Below are 22,368 nucleotides of genomic sequence, written 5' to 3' on the forward strand. Positions count from 1 at the left end.
CTCATGAAGATTTCTTCCGAGTTCGATTGAGACCCTTATGAGACCAATATACCACTATATGGTATGATTATTCAGAAAAAGCCGGAAATTGTCGGCCGATTAAACCCAAAGGACGTGAACCCCATCGAATTGCGAGAATGCCTGCGCCCCCTGCAACGGGATGCCGCGTTTAAATCCAAATTGAAACAAGAGATCGAACAGATTGAAGCCATCCTTGATGAGGGAAAAGATGCCGGGAAAGAAATGGCCGCATTTAATGAGGCGACGGGCAGGAATTATGATGTTTACGTTTTTGCAAACTACTGGAGATCCATGTCTCTGGAGGACTTGGTTGAGGAGGCCTGCAGCCCGGAACCCCGGCGCGTGCCCGACATTACCCGGGAAGAGTTGGTGGAGATCGTGCGCCGGCTGCAAGACAGCGAGATATCTCATGGAGAATCGATGTTCTGTCTGCAGCTGCTTGAGGCCAACGTACCGATGCCGGGGGTGTCCGACCTGGTTTATTGGGAGGACTTGGAGCCGGAGGAAATCATAGAACGGGCTATGAGTTACGAGCCGATTCGGCTTGGGGAAGACTTGGGCTTCCAAGCATGGATGGAAGAAATTCGCGAGTCTGTCCAAAACCATATCTACCGGGGATTTCCCCTTGGCGCAGAAGCTGCGTCGTTTATTCAAGGAAACATCGGTCCGAAGTCTCCTCTTGCCATAGAGGGCGATCACTGCGATTTCGGGAGCTTTCAGATGGAATTATGCGATGGCTATATTTATGCCATCACCGTGCCTGCGCCTTTCGACATCTCTATGGAACAAATTCGGGGCGTGATGGGAGAAGGGGAGCTTCATAACCAGGAGGCTTATACCTTCCTTGTCTATTTTACGAATGAAGCGGTGGCTACTTTCAAATTTCAGGCGGGCGCTCCCCTTCTAATCGAAGCGCGTCTCGTTACGACCATGTTTATGGACTGATTACAGTTGATGTCCGTAAAAGTACTTGGCGCCTTTTTCCCACGATTTCTTTGCCAGGCTTTGTACATAGGCTACAAAGTGTTGATAGTTGCCCGAGTGAATCACCGTATGTGATTCCCCGGGCACCTTCTCACCCGACCAAATCGACAGAAGGGCGGGGATTTGTTCCATGCCGAGCGGGTGTCCCTGATTTGCCGCCATGAAGACCCGTTCCATGAGGACCTTTGTCAAATCCCCGGGAAACGCCGGTTTTGTGCGATAGTAATATTTTTGCATATCCAGCGCTTCGGTGTAGTCGATATAGGCCTGCCCTAATTCATCGACAGTGGCCCGGTTACCTATGACTTTTCGGCAATCCGTAAACGTATCGATCGTGTCTCGGAGCTCCCTCGAAGTATCGGCACGTTCATCCCAATGCTCAAGTAAGGCCAAAAGATAGGGAATGACCTCGAGGGAAAGCGTGGACACGGCTGCCGACGCAAAGACCTGAACCGCCTCGGCATCGGCATCTCCCAAGAAGTACAGGTTGTCCGGATCCCGTAAATCCTCATGCGTGCAGATGGAGCAAAAGACCTTGATGCCCAAATGCAACACCACTTCATCGTCCGTATGGTTCAACAGTTCAATGAAAAGCGGCTTCTGCGAAAAATCACCCCACTTGAATAGTTCCAAAAGGAGCCGTAAAAGCTCTTTTTCCGTTTTTGCGCGTACCATACCCTCTTTAATTTGTAGAATATCGCAGTCCGAAACGGGTCCATACCACGTGCCGCTGCTTCTATAGTTGGTCCACATCGGTGTTTTCACTTCCTTATCGGCCGGTAGATCGATCCTCCTTGATCCAGTAACACATCAGCTCTTCATCATAGTAAGAATCATTCCGGCTTGGGTTGGATTGAAATGCTCCGGCCATATCGTTTTTTCATTAAAATAAGCCCCGTTAAAAGTAACCCGGCTTAACTGTGCGTTGGAGAAATCCGCATCCGACAGGTCGGCACCGGTAAAATCCACATCTTGCAGTCTGGAATTCTTGAAAGAGGCTCTGGTTAACCGACAATTGATAAATTTTGTGCTGCTTAGGGTGGAGAATACGAAACAGGCCTTCACAGAGATCCATAAGGCGTGATCCTCAGCCATTTGATTCAGGGCTTGCTGCGTCAGCATTCGCTCGTTCCCCCTTCATCCTGCGCGATAAACCGGTAACCAATCCCGGGCTCGGTCAAAATATATTTGGGCCGGGTCGAATCCTCCTCCAGCTTCTTGCGCAAATGCCCGATGTAGACCCGCAAATAGTGACTGTCCGATTCGTTGTAATGACTGCCCCAAACCTGCTGCAGTAGCTGCCTTTGCGTGACCACCTTCCCCGCGTTGGAGGCCAGAATCTTCAGCAGATCGTATTCCGTCGGGGTTAATTTCACCCGTTCCCCGCCCAGTTCCACGTTTCGTTGTGCCAGGTCGATCACCAGCTCGCCGAACTTCAAAATCGGTTCATGGGCGGTTTTGGCCACATGGCGGAGTGCGACGCGGATTCTTGCGACCAGTTCGCCCATGCCGAAAGGCTTCGTCACATAATCATCGGCCCCGCTATCCAGTGCCACAATCTTATCCTCTTCCCGATCTTTGGCGGTGAGGACGATGATCGGAACCGGAGACCATTCGCGTATCCGTTTCAGTACCTCCAGACCGCTCAGATCCGGCAGCCCCAAGTCCAGGATGATCAAATCGGGGGGATTGACGGAGGCCTGTGCAACCCCTTCCTCTCCCGCGGCGGCCTCATGAATTTCATAGTGATGGGCCTGTAAAGTTACTTTGAGCAGCTTGCGAATTTGGGGCTCGTCGTCAATGACCAAAATTCGCGCTCCTTTTTCCGTCATACTCATTATTCACTGCTCCCCGTCCGAAGTAAAAAAGTGGGGTCGTCATGCGGGGCTTCTAATGGTAGAGAAATCGTCACCACCGTCCCCTGACCCTCTCTAGGCTCCGCCGAGATCGTTCCCCCGTGAAGTTCTACGATCCCCTTGCAGATGGCCAGACCCAGTCCCGTTCCCGTCACATGCTTGGTCCGGTCCGACCGGTAAAATTTATCAAAAATACGTTCCTTCTCCTCCTCCCGGATGCCGATGCCGGCATCGGTGACGGAGACGAACAGCGACTCCGATTCCGCATGGACGTCAATATCCACTTCGCTAAAATCCGGCGAATATTTAATGGCGTTGCTTACGACGTTGGCCAGAACCTGCTCGAGGAGAATTTCATCTCCTCGGATGAGCGGCATCTCGTCCGGCAACCGTACACGCAGCTTTCGGTTCTGCTGGAAATCCTTGACCTGCTTCAGAACAACCCCGATTAAATCCTCGATATCGCACCATTTGTGCCGAAGGCTGAGCATTCCGCTTTCCAGCTTGACCATGCCCAACAAATTGGCCACCAGCCGATTCATCCGGGAAGCCCCGTCTTGGATCGTAGTCAGCAGATCTTTTCGATCCTCCGGAGTAAAAAGGCCTTCTCCTTCGATCAAGGCGGTGGCGGAGCCAGTAATCGTGGCCAATGGAGTCCGCAGTTCGTGGGAAACGGAATCGAGAATCGCGGTCCGAAGCTTCTCCGATTCCGCGGTAAGATGCGCCAACTTGGCTTCCTCGCTTAATTTGACCCGTGCGATGGCACTTGCGGCAAGCCCCCCTAAAGCTTCCAGAAAACGCTCCATGTCGGAAGTAAGCGAAACATTCTCGAGATGGACTGCCAGAACGCCATGAATACCTTCCTCGGTCCGCAGGGGAATATACCGGCTCAAGGATTGACTGAAGGCGGCCGCTCCTGTTCCCGCCGTTTTCCCGTGTTGGTAAACCCATTTGGCGATCGCCCGTTCGTCCTCTCCTTGCGGTTCCCCGGAGGAAACCGCGGAGGGGGCCGTCAACTCCAAATCGTTCCGGTGATTGGGCAAGTAAAAGGCCGACTTGGCGCCCAACGTCTGGGACACCTGCTTGGAGATGTTATCGAGCAGGTCATGCAGGTCCGTAAAATGGCTCAGTTCCCGGCTTAAAGCATACAAGGATGCCGTATGAATCTCCCTCTGTCTTGAATACTCAAGCTGTTCTTTCAACCGGGTAGCCAAGCTGGCCGTCAGGCCGGCAACGGCCAGAAAAATGATCAAGGAGAGCACATACCGCAGGTCCTTCACCGTAAAACTCAGGAACGGGGGGACAAAGAAAAAGTCAAAGGCCAGCACGCCCACCCCCGCCGCGTAAAAAGAAGGTCCCTTCCCTCCATAAACCGAAGCAAACAACACCGGCAGTAGATACATAAGAGCGATATTGACCAGGTCGAAGGCAAGCTCAAACTTCTTTAAGACCAGCGTCAAGCCTATGATGGAGACAGTAATCCAAAAATAGGCGGTTTTATGCTTCATAAAGGTCACATCCTATTGTCTATACAGCTTCATCTTATAGAAGCCCCGTCTTTTAGGCAACCGCCCGGAAGGGGTTTTCATCGGGGGCAAGGCGAAAAAAATATAAAAGCACCCCTTCCGAAATATTCGGGAACAGGGTGCTTCTGTTGCGATGAATACGGCAGATTATTTCACAAAGCCAAGCAGCATCTCGCGAATCAGCTTTGCCGCCACGATTTGCGTTTGCTCGGTCGGATCATAGATCGGGGCCACTTCGACCAAATCGCACCCGACGACGTTCACGTCGGAACCGGCAATCAGATGGACCGCTTCCAGCAATTCCTTGGAGGTGATGCCGCCGGCTTCGGCCGTACCGGTTCCCGGTGCGCAGGACGGATCGAGTACGTCGATGTCAATCGTCACGTAGACCGGGCGCTGCCCCATCTTCGGAAGCGCGCTCTTCAGCGGGGCCGCAACCTCAAACGGATAGAAATTGATATTTTCGCGTCCGTACAGGAACTCTTCTTTGGAGCCGGAACGGATGCCGAATTGATAAATATTCTTGCCGCCCATCAGCTCAGCGGCTTTACGGACCGGCGTCGAGTGGGACAGCGGCTCGCCTTCATACTGTTCACGCAAATCGGCGTGGGCATCGATATGAATCAGGGCAAGGTCCGGATACTTCTCGTACACGGCCTGAATGACCGGCCAGGACACCAGATGCTCGCCGCCAAGACCGATCGGGAACTTATCGTCCGCCAGCAATCCGCGGACATACTCGCCGATCACATCCAGGCTGCGGGCCGCGTTGCCGAACGGCAGCAGCAAATCCCCGGCATCGAAATATTTCGCGTCCAGGATGCTTTTGTCCAGGTAGGGGCTGTACTCCTCCAGCCCGACCGAAGCCTGGCGGATTCGGGCGGGGCCGAACCGGGAGCCCGGACGGTAGCTGACCGTGAAGTCCATCGGCATCCCATAGATGACCGCCTTGGAAGAGGCATAGTCCTCCGAACTGCAAATAAACACATTGCCGGAATAAGCTTGGTCCAATTTCATTCTATCGTTCGCCCCCTACTTTACGAGATCTTCCACGAACTTCGGCAGCACGAAGGCCGCTTTATGCAGGCGTGGCGTATAGTACTTCGTATCCAGCTCCGGAATCTTCGTCTCGTCGACTTCGAGCGGATCATAGGTTTTGCTGCCCATGGTGAAAGTCCACAGACCGCTTGGATAAGTAGGGATATTGGCGCCGTATACGCGAACGATCGGGAAAATTTCCTTCACGTCTTTGTTCACCTTTTGGATCAAGTCCGCCTTGAACCAAGGGTTGTCCGTTTGCGCCACGAAAATGCCGTCATCCTTCAGCGCCTCGTAAATGCCTTGATAGAAGCCGCGCTCGAACAGCGGTGCCGCCGGACCCACCGGTTCCGTAGAATCGACCATAATAACGTCGTATTTGTTCTTGCTCTCAATGATATGCATATAGCCGTCGTTCACCTGAACCTCAACCCGAGGGTTGTCCAGTTCACCGGCGATTTCCGGCAGATATTTTTTCGAATATTCGATAACTTTCCCGTCAATTTCAACCAGGACCGCCTTTTCGACGCCAGGGTGCTTAATTACCTCACGGATTACACCACCGTCACCGCCGCCGACCACGAGCACATGCTTAGGATTCGGATGGGTAAACAGGGCCGGATGGGCCACCATCTCATGATAAACAAACTCGTCCTTGATGGTCGTCATCACCATACCGTCCAGCACGAGCATCCGCCCGAACTCCTCGGTATCGATCATCGCCAGGTCCTGAAAATCCGTCTTCTCCGTTACCAATGTTTCCCGAATTTTTGCCGTGATGCCAAAGACGGGCGTTTGTTTCTCCGTAAACCACAATTCCATCGTACAACCCTTCTTTCCGCCAGAATAGTGTTTAGCCGTCATATCAACCCATACCGAACGCGGGGTTCCAGTTTCACTTCTTGCAAAGTTTCCACTTCCTATATTGTACCAAACAAATTGTATTATATTAAAACAGGCCGAAAATGCAACCATTTTAAAATGAATGGGGTGCCCCAAACTTTCCCATACTGATCGTAAAAAGATCGAGATGGAAGCACACCAGAAGTTTGGAAGGAGGCGCCCGCCCTTGCAAAGACTTACCCGTAGCGGCGGCAAAAGCAAACCGGGACGCCGCAGCCGCTGGCTGTGGCTGAAATGGTTGGGAGCGCTAAGCCTGGTCGGCCTCTGCGCGGCCGGAGCCCTGCTCTTGTATTTGTTTCAGGCCGATTTGCCGCTGGCGAATTCGGACAAAAACTCCGTGCTGCTGGATGCCCAGGGCAAAGAGATCGCCGTATTTTCGGACGGTCAGCGGAATCGGAAAAGCGTCGCCCTGGCGGAGATTTCCCCCTGGCTGATTCAAGCTACACTGGCGACCGAGGACCGGCAGTTCTACGAGCATTTCGGCTTCGACCTCAAGGGCATGGCCCGCGCGACCCTTGTCAACCTGAAAGGGATGGGGAAGCTGCAGGGGGCCAGCACATTGACGCAGCAGCTCGCCCGGAATCTGTATCTGACCCACGAGCGCACCTGGTCCCGGAAACTTCGGGAAGCGATGTATACGACGCAGTTGGAGATGAAATACAGCAAAGACGAGATATTAAGGATGTATTTGAACGAAATCTATTACGGGCACGGAGCTTACGGGATCGAGGCGGCATCGCAGCTGTATTTCGGCAAACCGGCCAAAGAACTCACCCTGGCGGAGAGCGCCCTGCTGGCGGGCGTTCCTAAGGGACCGACGTATTACTCACCCTTTAACCATATGAAAAATGCAAAAGACCGGCAAAAAACCGTCCTTTCGGTCATGGTCGAAACGGGAGCCATCACGCAGTCCGAGGCGGACAAAGCCTACGCGGAGCTCCTGACCTTCCGCTCCCGAGAGGAGCGGACGACAGCCAGTCAGGCTCCCTATTTCCGCGATTACGTCCGGAGCATCGTGGTGGGCGAGCTGGGGATCGACGAGAGCTTGCTGGAGCATGGCGGACTTCGGATTCACACCACGCTAGATATGACCGCACAGCAGGCGGCGGAAGCCGCGGTCGCTTCCGAGCTCGCCGGCGCGCCGGAGCTGGAAGCGGCGCTCGTCTCCATCGACCCGCGTACCGGGGAGATCAAGGCGCTCGTAGGCGGCCGCAACTATACGCAAAGCCAGTACAATCACGTATTCGCCACAACCCGGCAGCCGGGATCGAGCTTCAAGCCGATCATGTATTTATCGGCGCTGGCCTCCGGCAAGCTGACCAGCGCGAGTAAGTTCAGCAGCGAGCCGACCTTGTTCCACTACGATGACAACCGCAAAACCTACAGCCCGAGAAATTTCGGCGACAAATATCTGGGCGACATCGACATGCGCCAGGCAATTGCGGCCTCGGACAATATTTACGCCGTCAACACGATCCTGAAGGTCGGAGCCGAGCAGGTTATCGAGCTGGGGCGGAAAATGGGCATCACGAGCCCGCTTCAGGCCGTGCCCTCGCTGGCGCTCGGCACCTCGCCGGTTAGCCCGTTCGAAATGGCGACCGCCTTCGCGGTAATAAGCAACCATGGACGCAGCGTTAAGCCGTTCGCCGTACAGAAAATCACCGATTCCGAGGGGCACATCTTGTATGAGGCGCCCGCCCCTAAACCGGGAAAAATCGTGGAGCCGGCGGCCGCCTATGTGCTGACCCGGTTGATGGAAAGTGTGTTTGAAACCGGCGGCACCGGCAACCGGGTATCGGCCGAGATCAAGCGGCCGGTCGCCGGCAAGACCGGCACGACCAGCACGGACGCCTGGCTGGTCGGCTTCACGCCGGAGCTGTCGACGGCCGTCTGGGTCGGTTACGACAAGGGCAAGACGCTCGGCACGGCCGAGTCGCGCAAAGCGGCACCGATCTTCGCCAAGTTCACGGAGAAGGCGCTGGAGAAGGTGCCGCCGAAAATTTTTCCGATGCCGGACGATGTGGTCAGCGTCTATATCGATACCGCTACGGGCAAGCTGGCCACCCCCGATTGCCCGTCCAAAAAGCTGGAGGTGTTCGTGCGGGGCACGGAACCCGCCGAGTTCTGCGGCGAGCACGGCGGCGGAGAGGAACCCGCGAAGCCGCTCCCGGTGCAGAAGAAGGAGGAAAGCCGCTCCTGGTGGAGCGATCTGAAGCGCTGGTGGATGGATTAGCGCAGAAGACGGCAAGGGCTGGCGTCGCCGCCGACGTAGAAAGTAACGGGATTTCCTCCCGTTATTTTTCCCTTGGCCGAGCCGGATAAATGATTAGATGGAAAAACTCCCGCTAAATCCCACCCGATCGGTAGATTTGCCGAAAGGTGGGAGCGATTAGCGGGAGTTTTTCCAGGTAATTGAGCCGCGAGGGCAATTACCCGGAATTTAGCTCCGCTTTTTCCCGCTAATTGACGACGCTGATTACATAACGATGAGGGAGAGCGTGCAGCAACTTGCGCGTAAAGAGGCGGATTGAGTAACATGAGTTCATGAGCTCATGTTACCAGACCCAATGGGAGTTGATGCTGCGATGATAAGCCAACCCGGAAAGCCCGAACCTGCAGGTTTCCGCGCGGGAGAACTGCTCCCGCTTTCTTTTTACGCCGACTCCGCCCTGGAGGCGGCGCCCCGGCTGCTCGGACAAGTCCTCGTCCGGGAGACCGAAGAAGGGGCGATCCGCTGCCGGATCGTCGAGACGGAGAGCTACGGCGGCGTCGAGGACAAGGGCAGCCACGCCTATGGCGGCCGCCGGACCGCCCGTACCGAGATCATGTTCGGCGAGGGCGGGGCCGCTTACATCTACCTGATCTACGGCATGTACCACTGCCTAAACGTGGTCACCGGCCCGACGGACGATCCGCAGGCCGTCCTGATCCGGGCGGTGGAGCCGCTCACGCCGGGCGACGAGGCGCTCATGCGCGCCCGCCGCGGCGCCCGCGCGCGCCGGCCCGTGGACTTGTCGGGGGGCCCCGGCAAACTGTGCCGGGCCCTGGAGATCGACAAGTCGCTGAACGGCGCGCTGCTGCACCGCAGCGACAGCCCGCTCCGCCTGGAAGCGGGCGGGCCCGGCGGCGAAGCCGCGCCACCGCCCGCGATCATCGCGGCGCCGCGCATCAACATCGCCTACGCGGCGGAATACGCCGACCTGCCGTGGCGGTTTTACTACCGAGACAATCCTTATGTCTCGGTCATCGACAACGAGAGGGGCATTCCCTACTAACCCGGGAATGCCCCTCTCGTTTAATGTCCGGTCAACTGCCGAATTTTCGCGGCGATCACCGTTAGGGGAACGACGTGGTCGACGCATCCCAGGTTGATCGCCGCCCGCGGCATCCCGAAGACCACGCAGGTTTCCTGCGCCTCCGCCATCGTCGATTCGGCGCCCTGCCGCTTGGCCTGCGCCATCGCTTTCGCCCCGTCGCTGCCCATGCCGGTCATAAGCACAAAGTGCTTTTTCAGCCCCGGCAAGGCTGACACCGACTCGAACATCGCATCCACGGAAGGACGATGACCGTTTTGCGGCGGCTCCTGATTCAGGATGATCCGGACTTCCTGCTGCTTCCGGACCAGGGTCATATGATAGCCGCCGGGCGCAATGTAGGCCGTCCCTCCCTGAACGACCTGGCCGTTCTCCGCCTCCACCACGCGGATGCGGCACAGGTTGTTCAGCCGCTGCGCCAAAGACAGCGTAAACTTCGCCGGCATATGCTGCACGACGAGCACGGGGTGCGGGAAATCCGCCGGCAGGCCGGTCAACACCGTCTCCAGCGCTTTCGGTCCCCCGGTGGAGGTGCCGATGGCGACGATTTGCCGGAATTCCTTCGCCCCTTCCGAAGCGGCCCGTTTCGGCTCCCAAGACGTCTGCCGGGCAGCGCCCCGGCGCGCCGCGATCAACACCGATAACGGCGTGCGCGCGGCCGCCTTGATTTTGCCGACGATCTCTTCCTTCACCCCGGCCAGTCCGGCGGTTGCAGTGCCCGAAGGTTTCGGGAGAAAATCCACCGCCCCGCTCTGCAAAGCCGTAATCGTCTCCTCGGCCCCTTCCCGGGTAAGGGAGCTGAGCATGATCACTCGCGTCGGCAGCTCTTCCATGATTTTCCCCAACGCTTCAATGCCGTTCATTTCGGGCATTTCGATATCCATCGTCACCACATCGGGCCGGAGCTCCTTGACCATTCTCACGCCTTCCGCCCCGTTCCGCGCTGTACCGATTACTTCAATATCCGCATCCTCTTCGACCAGCCGAACGATCATTCTCCGCATAAACAGCGAATCGTCTACGACGAGTACCTTGATTTTTCCCATGACTGGTATCTTCCTTTGTTATGTGATCTGTTAACGGGCCAAACGCTTTCTGTAGAAAAAGGTTTCCGTCGCCTCCAAATCATACTGCTGCGGTTGGAAGATCTGTTCGGTCCCCCCGATAAACAAATAGCCCCCCGGCTTTAAAGCCTGGCTGAATTTGGAGAATACGGTTTCCTTGGCTTCGTCGGTAAAATAAATGAGCACATTCCGGCATACGATCAAGTCGAATCCCGTATCGTAAGCATCCGCCAATAAATTCTGCCTTTTGTATTGCACACAGCGTTTCAAGGAATCCGAGACCAGATAACGTTCCCCTTGCTTGGTAAAAAAGCTGTTCAAATGCGCCTGCGGCACGTCTTTTACCGCGGAAGCCTGATAGTTACCGATCTTGGCCCGTTCGATCGCATCCTGATCCAAATCGCTGGCGAGCACTTGAATCTCCTTCAGGTCCACAAACTGGGACAGGACCATTGCGATGGAATACGGCTCCTCTCCCGTGGAGCAGGCGGCGCTCCAGCATTTTAGTCGGGGACTGCGGCTGAGCAGTTCCGGAATTACTTTGTTGGCCAGCACATCCCATCTCTGCGGATTCCGGTAAAACTCGGAAACGTTTATGGTCATCTGATCCAGAAACTCGGCGTAAAGAGCGGGATCCGCGGAAAAAGCCTGGAAAAAGTCGCTGAAGCTCTTGTATCCCCGGCGTTCCCGGAGACTGGTCAGCCGCCGCTTCATCTGGGCCTCCTTGTATAGAGCCAGATCGATCCCGGATTTGCCTTTTACCAGTTGAATAAAACGCTCAAAATCCTGTTCCGGCTGCACTGAACTTTTCATCCCACTTGATCCTCCTTGTGATAGGGCGCCTTTCCGCCGATTTTTCCGATAATGCCGGCGATTTCCATGATCAGCGAGACACTGCCGTCCCCCAAAATCGTCCCCCCGGCGATTCCCGCCACTTTGCCGATGTAAGAACCGAGCGATTTAATCACGATTTCCTGGTTTCCGATCAACTCGTCCACCACCATCGCCAGCCGCTTCTCCGCAGAGCCGACGATCACCAGAGAAATATGCTTTTTGTGGCCCTCCGGCTTCGGCAAACGAAAATATTCATGTATCCAGGCCACCGGAATCACCTGGTTTCGCAGCAAAATAACCGATTGTCCCCGCACCGTTTTGAGGTCCTCCGGCGTCACGCGAACAATTTCCGCGATGTTGCTCATCGGGATGATATAGGTTTGTCCGGTCAACTTCACCAACAAGCCTTCGATAATCGCCAGGGTCAAAGGCAGCTTGATTTTAAAGCAGGTCCCTTGCCCGACGGCGGTCTCAATCTCGATCAAGCCGTTCAGCTTCTCGATATGGCTCCTTACGATATCCATGCCGACGCCCCGGCCGGATACGTCACTGACGACCGCGGCGGTCGAGAACCCGGGCCGGAAAATCAACTCGACGGACTCGCGCTCCGATAAATAAGCGGCCTCCTCCTCGGTAAGCACCCCTTTGCCGATCGCCGAGCTGCGTACCTTTTGGGCGTCGATGCCCGCCCCGTCATCGATCACATAAATGACGACCTGGTTATCCTCATGGGCCGCCCGGATCGTAAGCGTCCCCTTGGTCGGCTTGCCTTTGGACTCGCGAATCTCCGGCTTCTCGATGCCATGGTCCAACGCATTCCGGATCAGGTGAATCAGGGGATCGGCAATCTCCTCAATGAGCGTCCGGTCCAGCTCGGTGTCTTTCCCCTCAATGACCAGCTCGATCTCTTTTTCCAAATCGCGCGACAAGTCCCGGATCATGCGGGGGAACCGATTGAACAGCTGTTCGATCGGCAGCATGCGCGTCTTCATGACGCTTTCCTGCAAATCGCCGATAATTCTCGAAAGATGATCGGAGATATGCCCCAGTTCCTCCACCGAGGAATCGTTGAAACGCCTCCGTTGGACGCGCTCTACCTCGTGAATGCGGGTCTGGTCGATGACCAGCTCGCCGACGAGGTTCATCAAATGCTCCAGTCGCTCGACGCTGACCCGAATCGTTTGGGCCTTGCCTTTGGCGGAGGTTCCCGCCCCGCGCTCCTCGTTCCGCAGGACCTGTGCGGCTGGCGCTGCCGGCTCGGTCGAAGGATTCGCCGCGGACAGCTGCGGCTGCACCAATTCAAGCTCCTCGGGCAAAACCGCCTCAACCCTCACCTCGGCAACGTCCATCATATTGGCTACGAGCGCCTGTAGTTCTTCCCGGCTTCGTTCCCCCCCGGCATGCAGGAAGGCGATCTCCGCCGACTCCCCGCTCTGCTCCGGCAGCTCCTCCATTTCCGGACAGGCAAACAGCACCTCGCCCCATTCGGTCAAGCCGGACTGAATAACAAAAGCCCGGGCCCCTTTGATCGCACAGGACTCTGCAATCCGCACGAAAACCCAATGCGCTTGCAGCCCTTGATCCAGGCACTCGCCTGCCTTCAAGCGAACATTTAACGGCAATGAAGGTTTTGAGTTAGCCGGCTGCCGAGCATTTGAGGCCTCATTTCCTGCCGGTTCGCTGACCTCCGTCTCCATCTCCGCTACCGCCTTTGCCGGAGTTTCTTCGTCCGCCTCTTCTCCGCTGGCATAGCTCTGCAGCTGCCGGACGCACACGGAGATGTCGATTCCCGTTCCGCCGCCGCCATCGACGATATCCAGCTTCAGCAGCTTGAGATGGTCCAGGGCATAAAACAATCGGTCAATCAGTTTGCCGGTGACCCTCCGTTTGCCGCTGCGGACCAGATCCAGCAGCTGCTCCATTTCATGCGTCAAGTGCTTCATCACATCATAGCCCATGGCGGCGGAGGAGCCCTTCAAGGTATGAGCGGCCCGGAATAGACTCTGCACCACCTGCGAGCAATCCTCTTCCTGCTCCAGCTTTAGAATTTCCTCATCCATCAGTTGGAGCTGCTCCTCCAGCTCCTCCAGGAAAACCTCTCTATATTCAGACAGCACCCCGGTTGGCCCCCTTATTCATGCAAAAGAACTTCATCCAGCCGCAAAATCCCGACCAGTCCGCTCTCCGCAAGCCCGATTCCTGTGAAAAAGCTCCCCTGTATGCCCCCCACCCGTTCCGGCGGAGGCTGAATATCCGAAAACGTGGTCACCTTGTTGACACGGTCGACGATGATGCCAACCGCCTCCTCTTGATGATGAATGACGACGATTCTGCTGCTTTTCGTGAAGGGTGCTTCCTCGCTCCCGAAGAAGCACCGAAGGCTGATGACGGGGACAATGCGTCCCCGCAGATTGATGACGCCTTTAACGTAGTCCTTGACGTTGGGAATTACGGTAATATCCTGAATTTTAATGATTTCGTGGATGTCCTCGATTCGGATCGCGTATTGCTCCTGCTCGATTCCGAATTCGACATACTGTTCCTGACCGCTTGCCTGCATGTTTTTCTACCTCCGCATGATCAGATTTTGAACGCCGCAACCATGCGGTTCAATTCCTCGGCCAGTTCGGCCAGCGCTCCTGCCGTCGAGGCCGTTTCCTCGCTGCTTGCCGCCGTTTCCTCCGTCGCGGCCGAAATGTTCTCGATTGCGGACACCACATCGGTCGCCTGGGCGGCCTGCTCCTCGCTTGCGGCGGCAATTTCCATCACCCGGCTGGCCGATTCGCTGATCATCGCAGCGATATGATCGAACGCTTCCCCGGATTTGCCGGTGGAGACTACCCCGGCTTCCACCGCTCTCACGGTTTCCGCCGTATTGTTCTGCATGCCCTTGATGATGCCTGCGATCTGCTTCGTCGCCTCCCCGCTGCGTTCCGCCAATTTCCGGACCTCGTCGGCGACGACGGCAAACCCGCGTCCCTGCTCTCCGGCCCGGGCCGCTTCGATCGCGGCATTCAGCGCAAGCAGGTTGGTCTGCTCGGCGATATCGTCGATGACCTCGATGATTTCGCCGATCCGGGTCGAGTCCTCTTCGAGGCGGAGAACCTGGCGGCTCACCGTACTCATCTCTTCGATCGAGCGCTGTACTACCGATCCGCCTTCTCCGGCCACACCCGCCGTTTTGTTGGTCAACTCCGACGCCGACGCCGCGCTGACCGCCACGGCATTGATGGCGCTGGAGAGCTCTCTGAATAGCTCGTTGATCGTTTGCACCGAGTACGCCTGATCCCCGCTGCCCGACGCCAGCTCCTCCGCGCTGGCCGAGATTTGCTGGGAAGCGGCGGCGACTTGGGCGGCATTTTGATTTACCTGACCCAGCATGGCTCCCATGCTCCGGGTGATTTCATCAAATACCCTGCCCAATACGCCGATTTCATCGCCACGGCGCAGCAGCCGTTCCGGCAGCTCCTTCGTGAAATCGCCGCGGGCCATGTATTCCCCGACCTCCACGGTCCGGTTGAGCGGTTTAACGATGCTGCCGGTCAGCCAGACGATAACCGCGCCAAGGACGAGCGTGGTAATCACCCCGACCAAGATAATCGTTATTAGCAGCCGATCCGAATCAGCTGTAATTTCCTTCATTGGGATAACCGTTGCCACCGACCACGGCGTTTCCGTCTGTCCGATCGAGATCGGCGTATACAGAAGATAGGATCCTTCCCAGTTCGTCGAATAGCTGTCGCCGCCTTGAATCGAGGTCATAATGCCTTGTACATCCGCTGTAGGGAAAACTTCCCCCAATTTCTTCCCGACGGCTTCCCGGTCGGGATTCGTCACGATGGTTCCCGCATGGGAATAGATATGGGCAAAACCGGTGTCGTACAGCTTAAACTGGCTCATCATTTTTTGAAGATATTCAAGCTCCAAATCTACTCCGACAACCCCGACGACCTTGCCGTCTTCTTTAACCGGCACAGTGATGGACGTCATCATGACATCCTTCCCTTCAATGTTAAAACTGTAGGGATCCAGGATGACTTCCTTGCCGCTGTTTCGGGATAGCAGATAGTAGTCCCCCACCCCCTGAACCTCATAATCCTCGCTTACCGTCAGCTTGGGGCCGCTTCCGGTTCTTTGATAGTAGGGCAGCAATCTTCCGGTCTCGTCCGATCCCGGCTTATTGCGAAATGCTTCATCCTTGCCGTCGAACGCGTTCGGTTCCCAAACCGTCCATGCCCCGATATAGGAGGGGTTGTTTTCAAGCATATTTTTAAGCAACGCGTTTACCGTTTCCCGGCTGGCCGTATTCGTCTGCTTCATACTCTTGAATGCATCGGCCAAGTTGCGGGCGGAAATGATCGTCTTGTCAAACTCTCGCTGGACTTCGACTCCGATTTTTTCTCCCGACGCTTCGGATAGGGACATCGCCGCATCGATCGAGTCGTTTCGGGTACTGACACTAACAAAGGTCACCAGGAAAGCGAGCAGGAGGACAATGGACCCGAGAATAGTGAGCAACATGCGAGCCCTAAGTTTCATGGAAAAAGCTGCTTGCTTCAATTTCACGCTAGACACCGCCTCTTATGAATTCATCTTAAACACGGAAATGGTGTGGTTCAGTTCCTCCGCCAGCCCCGCTAGGGACTGCGCCGCGGAGGCGGTCTCCTCACAGCTTGCTGCTGCTTCCTCGGTAGCGGCCGAAATACTTTCGACCGCCGCCATGACCTCGGCCGATTGGGCGGCCTGCTGCTGGCTCGCCGCGGCAATTTCCGTAACTTTGCCCGCCGACTCGTTGATCTTGTTGATGATCAATTCAAACGCCTCACCGGTCTGTTTGGAGTAAGCCACCCCATCCCGGGTAGCCTTGACGCTGTGCCGCGTATTTTCCTGCATGCCCTTGATGATGGCCGTGATCTGTTTGGTGGCCTCGCCGCTTCGCTCCGCAAGTTTCCGGACTTCATCCGCCACGACCGCAAAGCCGCGTCCCTGGTCTCCCGCCCGGGCCGCTTCAATCGCCGCGTTCAGGGCAAGCAAGTTCGTTTGCTCCGCAATGTCATCGATCACCTCGATAATTTCACCGATCCGGTTCGAATCTTCCTCCAGCTTGGCAACTTGTTCGTTGACGACGTTCATCCCTTCCACCGAGGAACGGACCACTTTGCCGCCCTGCGCGGCGATGTCCATCGTGTCGGCGGAAATATCCGACGCCTGCTCCGCAATCAGGGCCACGGAGTGGGTCGCCGTCGTCAGCTCTTTAAACAGCTCGTTGATGGTTTGGGCGGCATGCGCCTGACTGGTGCTTCCCCCGGCAATTTCCTCAGTGCTGGCGGAAATTTGCTGGGCGGCTGCCGATACGCCCCCGGCCGAGGAGACCACGCCCCCGACGATCGCACGCAGCCCGCCAATCATGTTGTTCATAGCGGCGGCAAGCTGTCCGACCTCGTCTTTTGCGGAAATATCGATCGTGTCCCGAAGATCCCCTTCCGATACTCGTTCGACAAGGTCCACAACCCGGCGCAGCGGTCTGGAAATGCTCCGCGAGAGCATAAAACCGAAAGAGATGCTCAGGAGAATGGATATAACAAGGACCAAGATGGTGATGTTTCTTGAGGCCGCATATAGAGAGTCCCCTTCCAAGTTACGTTCCTCGGCCAGTTGGACATTTATTTTCACCAGATCCTGCAGGAGAGTCATCACTTCATCTCCGGTAGTTTCCAAGTCTCCCTTCAGCAAGGCTACGAATTCATCGGACTTCTGCGCGTTGATGAGTTCCCTTGACTGGTCCACAAGCTTTTTGTAGGACTCCCAAACCGGAGCAAACGAATCCAGCATCTCCACTTCTTTGGGGGTCATCACGGTACCTTGGTACTGGGCGATGTTTTGATCAATCTCGCTGATGAAGCTGTCGATCTTTTTGCTGTATTCGTCCCGATCCGCTTGCGTTTCCGATATCAGCCACATGTCGCGGATGTTTACGCGCAAACGCTGGTACATCCCGTATGAGTCGGACATATCTCTCACGGGAACCAGATTATTGTCGTACATTCCCGAAAGGCTGACGCTCATCTTGCTCAAGCTGTTTAAACCGAAATACCCTACAAGCACCAGCATGACAGACATAAACAAGAATCCCAGATTTAGCTTCGCTGCAATCTTCAAGTTACGGTACCATCCCATCTCTATCCCTCGCTATCCTCGTCTTTGATCTGCTCTAATTCGGCTTCCAGGTGCTCCAAAATCTTCTCAAGATCTTCCCCCGACAATTGTTCGTGATGATGAGTACGAAAAAAATTCACAGTGATACCCGCCTTTGCCTCTTGTTAAGCTCCCAGGGTCTTGCGAATGGATTCCAGCACCCGTTCCTCCTGAAACGGTTTTACTATGAAATCTTTGGCCCCCGCCTGGAGGGACTCCACAACCATCGTCTGCTGCCCCATCGCCGAGCACATGATGATTTTTGCGTTGGGATCCAGTTTTTTGATTTGCCTCACGGCCTCTACGCCTTCCATGATCGGCATCGTGATATCCATCGTCACCAGGTCCGGAGCCAAGCTGCGGTACTTCTCAACAGCTTCCTCGCCGTTCTCGGCTTCGCCGACAATCTCATAGCCGTTTTTGCTCAAAATTCCTTTTAACATCAAACGCATAAATGCGGCGTCATCGACAACCAATATTTTTTTCACGAAAATTTCCCCCTTAGCCTTGAAGCAATAATATGGTATTTACCGGTCCGACAGCCTCAAGCTCTACCGCGATTTTAATTCCCCGGCTAAATCCGTACATTTGCAGTTGCCCCACCATTACGGTCGGCGGCGTGATATCGATGCGTTTTCCGAGGTTGGCCAGCATGGTGGACGTGTTACCGGCAATCATGTTTGCCATTTCCCCAACGAAGCTGTGCAGCATTTCTCCCTCCAGCGGCATGCCGAACATACTCTGGCTTAAGTAGGTAAAAATCCGGCTCTCCCCCTCGATAATCAACCGGCCTTCCAAATCCCCCACAATCCCGACCAATACGCCGACATCGCTTTGGATCATGGATTGATCGAATAAAAGAGGCGCCCCCACTTGCAGTGGACAAGAAAATACATGTTTCATCGACTCTATCGTGCTGTTTAGCAAATCCGTCGCCCCGTCATACTTTTGCACTATGTTATACCTTCTTTCTGTGATAAATGACCTAAGGACTAATTGATTATCATGATACATGCGCCAAAAGCCACGGTAACCGAAAATTTATTGCGTGACCGCGCAAAAATATTGCGGAATAATGCGGAATAATGTATTTATATGATGATTTATGTCGAAAAAAGAAGCCCTGCAGACTTACAAGCAGGACTTACGAACTAATATAAAGTTATGCTATTTGGGAGGAACGGAAAAATCCGAATCGGACAACAACCCCAGGTTCTTAGCTTTCATAGCCGCTTCAATCCGGGATTTAACGCCCAACTTCTGAAACAGGCTGGTTAGTGTATATTCCAACGACCGCTGGCTCACCAGCATATTCTCGGCGATTTCCTTGTTGCTCTTCCCTCTTGCGATCTGTTTTAAAATATCGTATTCCTTATTCGAGATAACCCCGGCCGCCGAGCCGCCGCCAGCCGCTTCCGCTTCTTGAACGGAAATTCTCCTTAACTGCTTCACCAGCGTCAACGGCAGAACGACTTCCCCGCGCAAGGCACAGCGAACGGCGGTAACCAGTTGCTCCTTATTTGCCGTCTTGAGGACGAAGCCCGAAATGCCGGCCTCTACCATTAAATTAAAGTGATTGGTAAATTCAAATCCGGTATAGATCAGAATAGCCGTGTCCGGGGCAATGGCCAGCAATTGTTTGGCCAGATCGATCCCGTTGAGATTCGGCATGTGAAGATCGATCAGCATGAGATCATACCGCTGCTGCCTGACCAGCTCCACCGCTTTCTCCACCGCATCCGCGAGGGTCACCGACATGTCCCCTTCCTGCTCCAGCAAGACTTTCGTCCCCTCCATCACGGCGGGATGGTCGTCCACCAGTAAAATTCCGATCATTTCCGCAACCTCCTTGATTGTCCTGTTGTCTACCGGACCGGAATGGAAATACGAATAAATAATCCGCCCTCCGCCGGAGAATCGAATTCGATGTATCCTTCCATACTGCGAATCCGCTCTTTCATCCCATAGATGCCCATGCTGTTAAAGGTGTTGGCCGTCTTGTCCACATCCATCCCCACGCCGTTGTCCTCATAATGCAAATAAATCCGATCCTTGTTGGAAAATAATTTGATGACGACCCGGGTTGCCCTCGAATGCTTGGTCGCATTGGACAGCATCTCCTGCACGATCCGGTACAGCCCGATAATGACATCATCGTGGATCACATAACCGAGATCCGAATAATCAAACTGAATGGCGTAATCGGTACGCATCTGGGTAAATTCAAACAATGTTTCCAACGACCGCTCCAGTCCTTCCTCCTGAAGCAGCGGAGGACGAAGCTCGTTGCAGGTAATCCGGATCTGGTACACGACATCCAGGAGCCCCTGCTCAATTTCCTCCAGCTGTTCCCGGTGCCGGGCCGGGAGGTCGGTATTCCCCGATAATTGATTCAACCGGCGATACCAAATGATCTGTTCCTGAAGGGCCGCATCGTGAAGATCCTGGGAGAGCCGCTTCCGTTCATTTTCGGACAAATGGAACATGAACCGCAGCAACCATTGCGGCATCATTTGCCCGGAGGCCAGTTGATCCACATTTCTTCTTAAGTCTTCTATTACACGGAAGTTGTCATATAACACATTCACATACCGGGAGAGCGTTTCCAGCCAAACTCTTTTTGCCTGAATGAGGAGCAGCGCCGAGCTTTCCCCTATGCACAAGATCCGGCTCTCCCCGTTCACTTCCCCGATTTTCACATAGTGTCCGTCCAAGGTGTCGAACAGTTGGCAGAGAGGCAGCCGGTCCGCCCCCCTCTCCCGTATGCTTTGCAGTACGCCGTCGGGAATTTCCTTCCCCCCATGGGTGATAATCACTCCGCCCCCCGGGTCGATTTTCATCAAACTGACCCGGCACGAATCCAATACCTGCCGCGCTTCCCTCACCAGCCGGCCGTTTAATTCCTCCACTTTGACCACGCCGAAAAGATCGGAAGAAAACTGATCCAGACTCATTTGCAGCCGGAAGTAGCGGTCCTCGCTTTCCCGAATCTTCCGCTCGGCATTTTGCCGCTCTTCTTCGGCTTTTTTTCGCGTTGTCACATCCCAGACCAAGGTCATCGCTGTCCCTTGCCCCAAATGGGGGAGGCCGGTGGTGACCGACTCCACCTCAAGGATACCGCCGTCATGGCGGATCATCCGATGCTGGATTAGCGGCGTGTTCTCCTGGCTTTCCAACTGCCCGGATACCCAGCACATGACCTCATCGACGTCCTCCGGTTCAAGCAGTTCCAGCAGGTTCAGTCCCAGCATCTCCTCCGGAGCCTTGGCGCCGTATAAAGCGATTCCGGCCGGGTTGATATAGGTGATCCGGTAATTATGGTGCAATATAATGGAGAGCGGAGACAACTCCACCAGGTGCCGATTTAGCTCTTCACTGGCCAAAAGCGCTCTTTCCGCCTTCTTCCGGGATGTAATGTCTTCAAAAACAATTTCGATGGAGGAATGAGCGGCGTCATATATACCGACGACCAATGCCTCCAGCTCCTCCCCGTCCGTCCGAACCAGAGTCATTTCCTCCGGAGGCAGGGAGCCGCTTGCGACCAGATCCTGGATAAGCGACTTGGCCCACGCCCGATCTTCTTGGCAGACCCAGTCCCAAGGCGTCGTTCCGACAACGTCCGACAGTTTTGTTGCTCCCAAAATCCGCAACCCTGCGGGATTCACATAGACGATCATTCCGGCATGACATAAGGCGATGGCTACGGGAGACAGCTCCACCAGCCTTCGGTACCGCTCCATGCTTTCCTTTAGGGCCGTCTCCATCTTTTTGCGCTCGGAAATATCATAAAACACATGCACGGTTGCTCCCGTATGCGCGTCATAAACTCCGGTGACTTCGGTTTGGATGATTCGTCCGCCCGGCCCCAGTATCTGGTATTCCACCGCTTCTCCAAACTTCTCTTCCGCGATGGCGCTGATACGCCTTCGGGCCTTCTCCCACTCGCCCGAAGGCAGGAGGCAATAAATCTCCTCCCCGACGATGTCGTCCAGCTTCTTCATCCCGATCATCCGCAGCCCCGCGGGGTTGACGTAAACCAGCCGCCCGTCCTTCTGTACGACCATCGGATGGGGCGAGAGCTCGGTAAACCGGTAGAATCGCTGCTCGACTTCCTGCAGTTCCTCCTCAATCCTTCTATTGTCCGTAATATCGGTGAGAATGCCATCGAGCCGGACGATTTGCCCGAACTCATTCATCGTCGGAATCATTCTTAGCTCAATCCACCGGACCTCGCCATCGCTGTGAACAATGCGGTGCGAATCCACGACAGTTTCACCCTGTTTGACCTGAGCGGCCAGCGTAGAGAGCCAGTGCATATCTTCCGGATAAACGATCCGTTCCCAAGCCGTTTTGCTCGTAAAAATCTCCGGTACATACCCGGTAATCCCTAAAAAAGCTCTGGAAACGAACGAGACGCTGTCCGTCTCGTTGTCGTAAGACCATGTCCCCACATCTATATTGTTCAGCATATCTTCCATCAACCGGGCCCTCTGCTCCGCTTGCTCCAGCTTGAATTCAAGCTCCCTGATCCGGTTGCGGTATGAATACCCTAACCCAAACAACGTCAATAGTAAGATGATGCCAACCGACACGACGATTTCCAAGCTTATACTGTACAACCCGGTCTCCCCTT

19 protein-coding genes are annotated in these 22,368 nt (G+C 55.1%); 3 read left to right on the plus strand and 16 right to left on the minus strand.

Annotation, left to right across the window (positions count from 1 at the left end; genetic code table 11):
• The first annotated feature begins 63 nt into the window (after window positions 1-63).
• Window positions 64-966 carry a hypothetical protein gene (locus V4U84_RS25370; RefSeq protein ID WP_334075959.1) on the plus strand — a complete coding sequence of 301 codons (903 nt, stop codon included), beginning with the start codon at window positions 64-66 and terminating at the stop codon, window positions 964-966.
• On the opposite strand, the gene imm47 is transcribed toward V4U84_RS25370, so the two are convergent.
• The 6 genes from imm47 to speE form a co-directional block, all read right to left on the minus strand.
• On the minus strand, window positions 967-1,758 hold the full coding sequence (imm47, locus tag V4U84_RS25375) for an Imm47 family immunity protein (protein WP_334075960.1): 792 nt from the start codon (window positions 1,756-1,758) through the stop codon (window positions 967-969).
• A gap of 57 nt (window positions 1,759-1,815) precedes the next feature.
• Window positions 1,816-2,127 (minus strand): pentapeptide repeat-containing protein, encoded by a 312-nt coding sequence (locus tag V4U84_RS25380; protein ID WP_334075961.1) that lies wholly within the window; start codon window positions 2,125-2,127, stop codon window positions 1,816-1,818.
• A complete protein-coding gene (locus V4U84_RS25385; RefSeq protein WP_334075962.1) occupies window positions 2,121-2,843 on the minus strand; it encodes a response regulator in 723 nt (240 codons plus the stop codon). The genes V4U84_RS25380 and V4U84_RS25385 overlap by 7 nt, the downstream gene beginning before the upstream one ends.
• On the minus strand, window positions 2,843-4,369 hold the full coding sequence (locus V4U84_RS25390) for an ATP-binding protein (protein ID WP_334075963.1): 1,527 nt from the start codon (window positions 4,367-4,369) through the stop codon (window positions 2,843-2,845). The genes V4U84_RS25385 and V4U84_RS25390 overlap by 1 nt, the downstream gene beginning before the upstream one ends.
• A 165-nt stretch (window positions 4,370-4,534) precedes the next feature.
• The gene (speB, locus tag V4U84_RS25395; protein WP_334075964.1) at window positions 4,535-5,404 is read right to left on the minus strand and encodes an agmatinase; all 870 of its coding nucleotides are present in this window, start codon (window positions 5,402-5,404) and stop codon (window positions 4,535-4,537) included.
• A gap of 15 nt (window positions 5,405-5,419) precedes the next feature.
• A complete protein-coding gene (gene speE, locus V4U84_RS25400; RefSeq protein ID WP_334075965.1) occupies window positions 5,420-6,247 on the minus strand; it encodes a polyamine aminopropyltransferase in 828 nt (275 codons plus the stop codon).
• Window positions 6,248-6,455: 208 nt separating this feature from the next.
• Between speE and V4U84_RS25405 the strand changes: the two genes are divergently transcribed.
• A complete protein-coding gene (locus tag V4U84_RS25405) occupies window positions 6,456-8,561 on the plus strand; it encodes a transglycosylase domain-containing protein (RefSeq protein WP_334075999.1) in 2,106 nt (701 codons plus the stop codon).
• Window positions 8,562-8,913: 352 nt separating this feature from the next.
• Window positions 8,914-9,603 (plus strand): DNA-3-methyladenine glycosylase, encoded by a 690-nt coding sequence (locus tag V4U84_RS25410; protein ID WP_334078188.1) that lies wholly within the window; start codon window positions 8,914-8,916, stop codon window positions 9,601-9,603.
• Between the two features lie 20 nt (window positions 9,604-9,623).
• Here the strand turns inward: V4U84_RS25410 and V4U84_RS25415 are convergent, their stop codons facing one another.
• The 10 genes from V4U84_RS25415 to V4U84_RS25460 all read right to left on the minus strand — a co-directional run bounded on the left by V4U84_RS25415 (window position 9,624) and on the right by V4U84_RS25460 (window position 22,354).
• Entirely contained in the window at window positions 9,624-10,688 is a 1,065-nt protein-coding gene (locus V4U84_RS25415; RefSeq protein ID WP_334078189.1) for a protein-glutamate methylesterase/protein-glutamine glutaminase, read from the minus strand.
• A 30-nt stretch (window positions 10,689-10,718) separates the two neighbouring features.
• On the minus strand, window positions 10,719-11,519 hold the full coding sequence (locus tag V4U84_RS25420; protein WP_334078190.1) for a CheR family methyltransferase: 801 nt from the start codon (window positions 11,517-11,519) through the stop codon (window positions 10,719-10,721).
• On the minus strand, window positions 11,516-13,657 hold the full coding sequence (locus V4U84_RS25425; RefSeq protein ID WP_334078191.1) for a chemotaxis protein CheA: 2,142 nt from the start codon (window positions 13,655-13,657) through the stop codon (window positions 11,516-11,518). Before V4U84_RS25425 ends, V4U84_RS25420 begins: the two co-directional genes overlap by 4 nt.
• Window positions 13,658-13,671: 14 nt before the next feature.
• Window positions 13,672-14,100, minus strand: coding sequence for a chemotaxis protein CheW (locus V4U84_RS25430; RefSeq protein ID WP_334075970.1), 429 nt, complete (start codon window positions 14,098-14,100; stop codon window positions 13,672-13,674).
• Window positions 14,101-14,120: 20 nt separating this feature from the next.
• On the minus strand, window positions 14,121-16,106 hold the full coding sequence (locus V4U84_RS25435; RefSeq protein WP_334078192.1) for a methyl-accepting chemotaxis protein: 1,986 nt from the start codon (window positions 16,104-16,106) through the stop codon (window positions 14,121-14,123).
• 15 nt (window positions 16,107-16,121) lie between these two features.
• Window positions 16,122-17,717, minus strand: a complete 1,596-nt coding sequence (locus V4U84_RS25440; RefSeq protein ID WP_334078193.1) for a methyl-accepting chemotaxis protein — start codon at window positions 17,715-17,717, stop codon at window positions 16,122-16,124.
• Between the two features lie 143 nt (window positions 17,718-17,860).
• Window positions 17,861-18,223, minus strand: a complete 363-nt coding sequence (locus V4U84_RS25445) for a response regulator (protein ID WP_334075973.1) — start codon at window positions 18,221-18,223, stop codon at window positions 17,861-17,863.
• A gap of 13 nt (window positions 18,224-18,236) precedes the next feature.
• Entirely contained in the window at window positions 18,237-18,689 is a 453-nt protein-coding gene (locus tag V4U84_RS25450) for a chemotaxis protein CheX (RefSeq protein WP_334075974.1), read from the minus strand.
• A 213-nt stretch (window positions 18,690-18,902) separates the two neighbouring features.
• Complete coding sequence (locus V4U84_RS25455) at window positions 18,903-19,571, minus strand: response regulator transcription factor (protein WP_334078194.1); 669 nt, start codon at window positions 19,569-19,571, stop codon at window positions 18,903-18,905.
• Between the two features lie 29 nt (window positions 19,572-19,600).
• A complete protein-coding gene (locus V4U84_RS25460) occupies window positions 19,601-22,354 on the minus strand; it encodes a PAS domain S-box protein (RefSeq protein ID WP_334078195.1) in 2,754 nt (917 codons plus the stop codon).
• Window positions 22,355-22,368: the final 14 nt, after the last annotated feature.

The sequence above is a fragment of the Paenibacillus sanfengchensis genome, from assembly GCF_036864765.1.
Taxonomy (GTDB): domain Bacteria; phylum Bacillota; class Bacilli; order Paenibacillales; family Paenibacillaceae; genus Fontibacillus; species Fontibacillus sanfengchensis.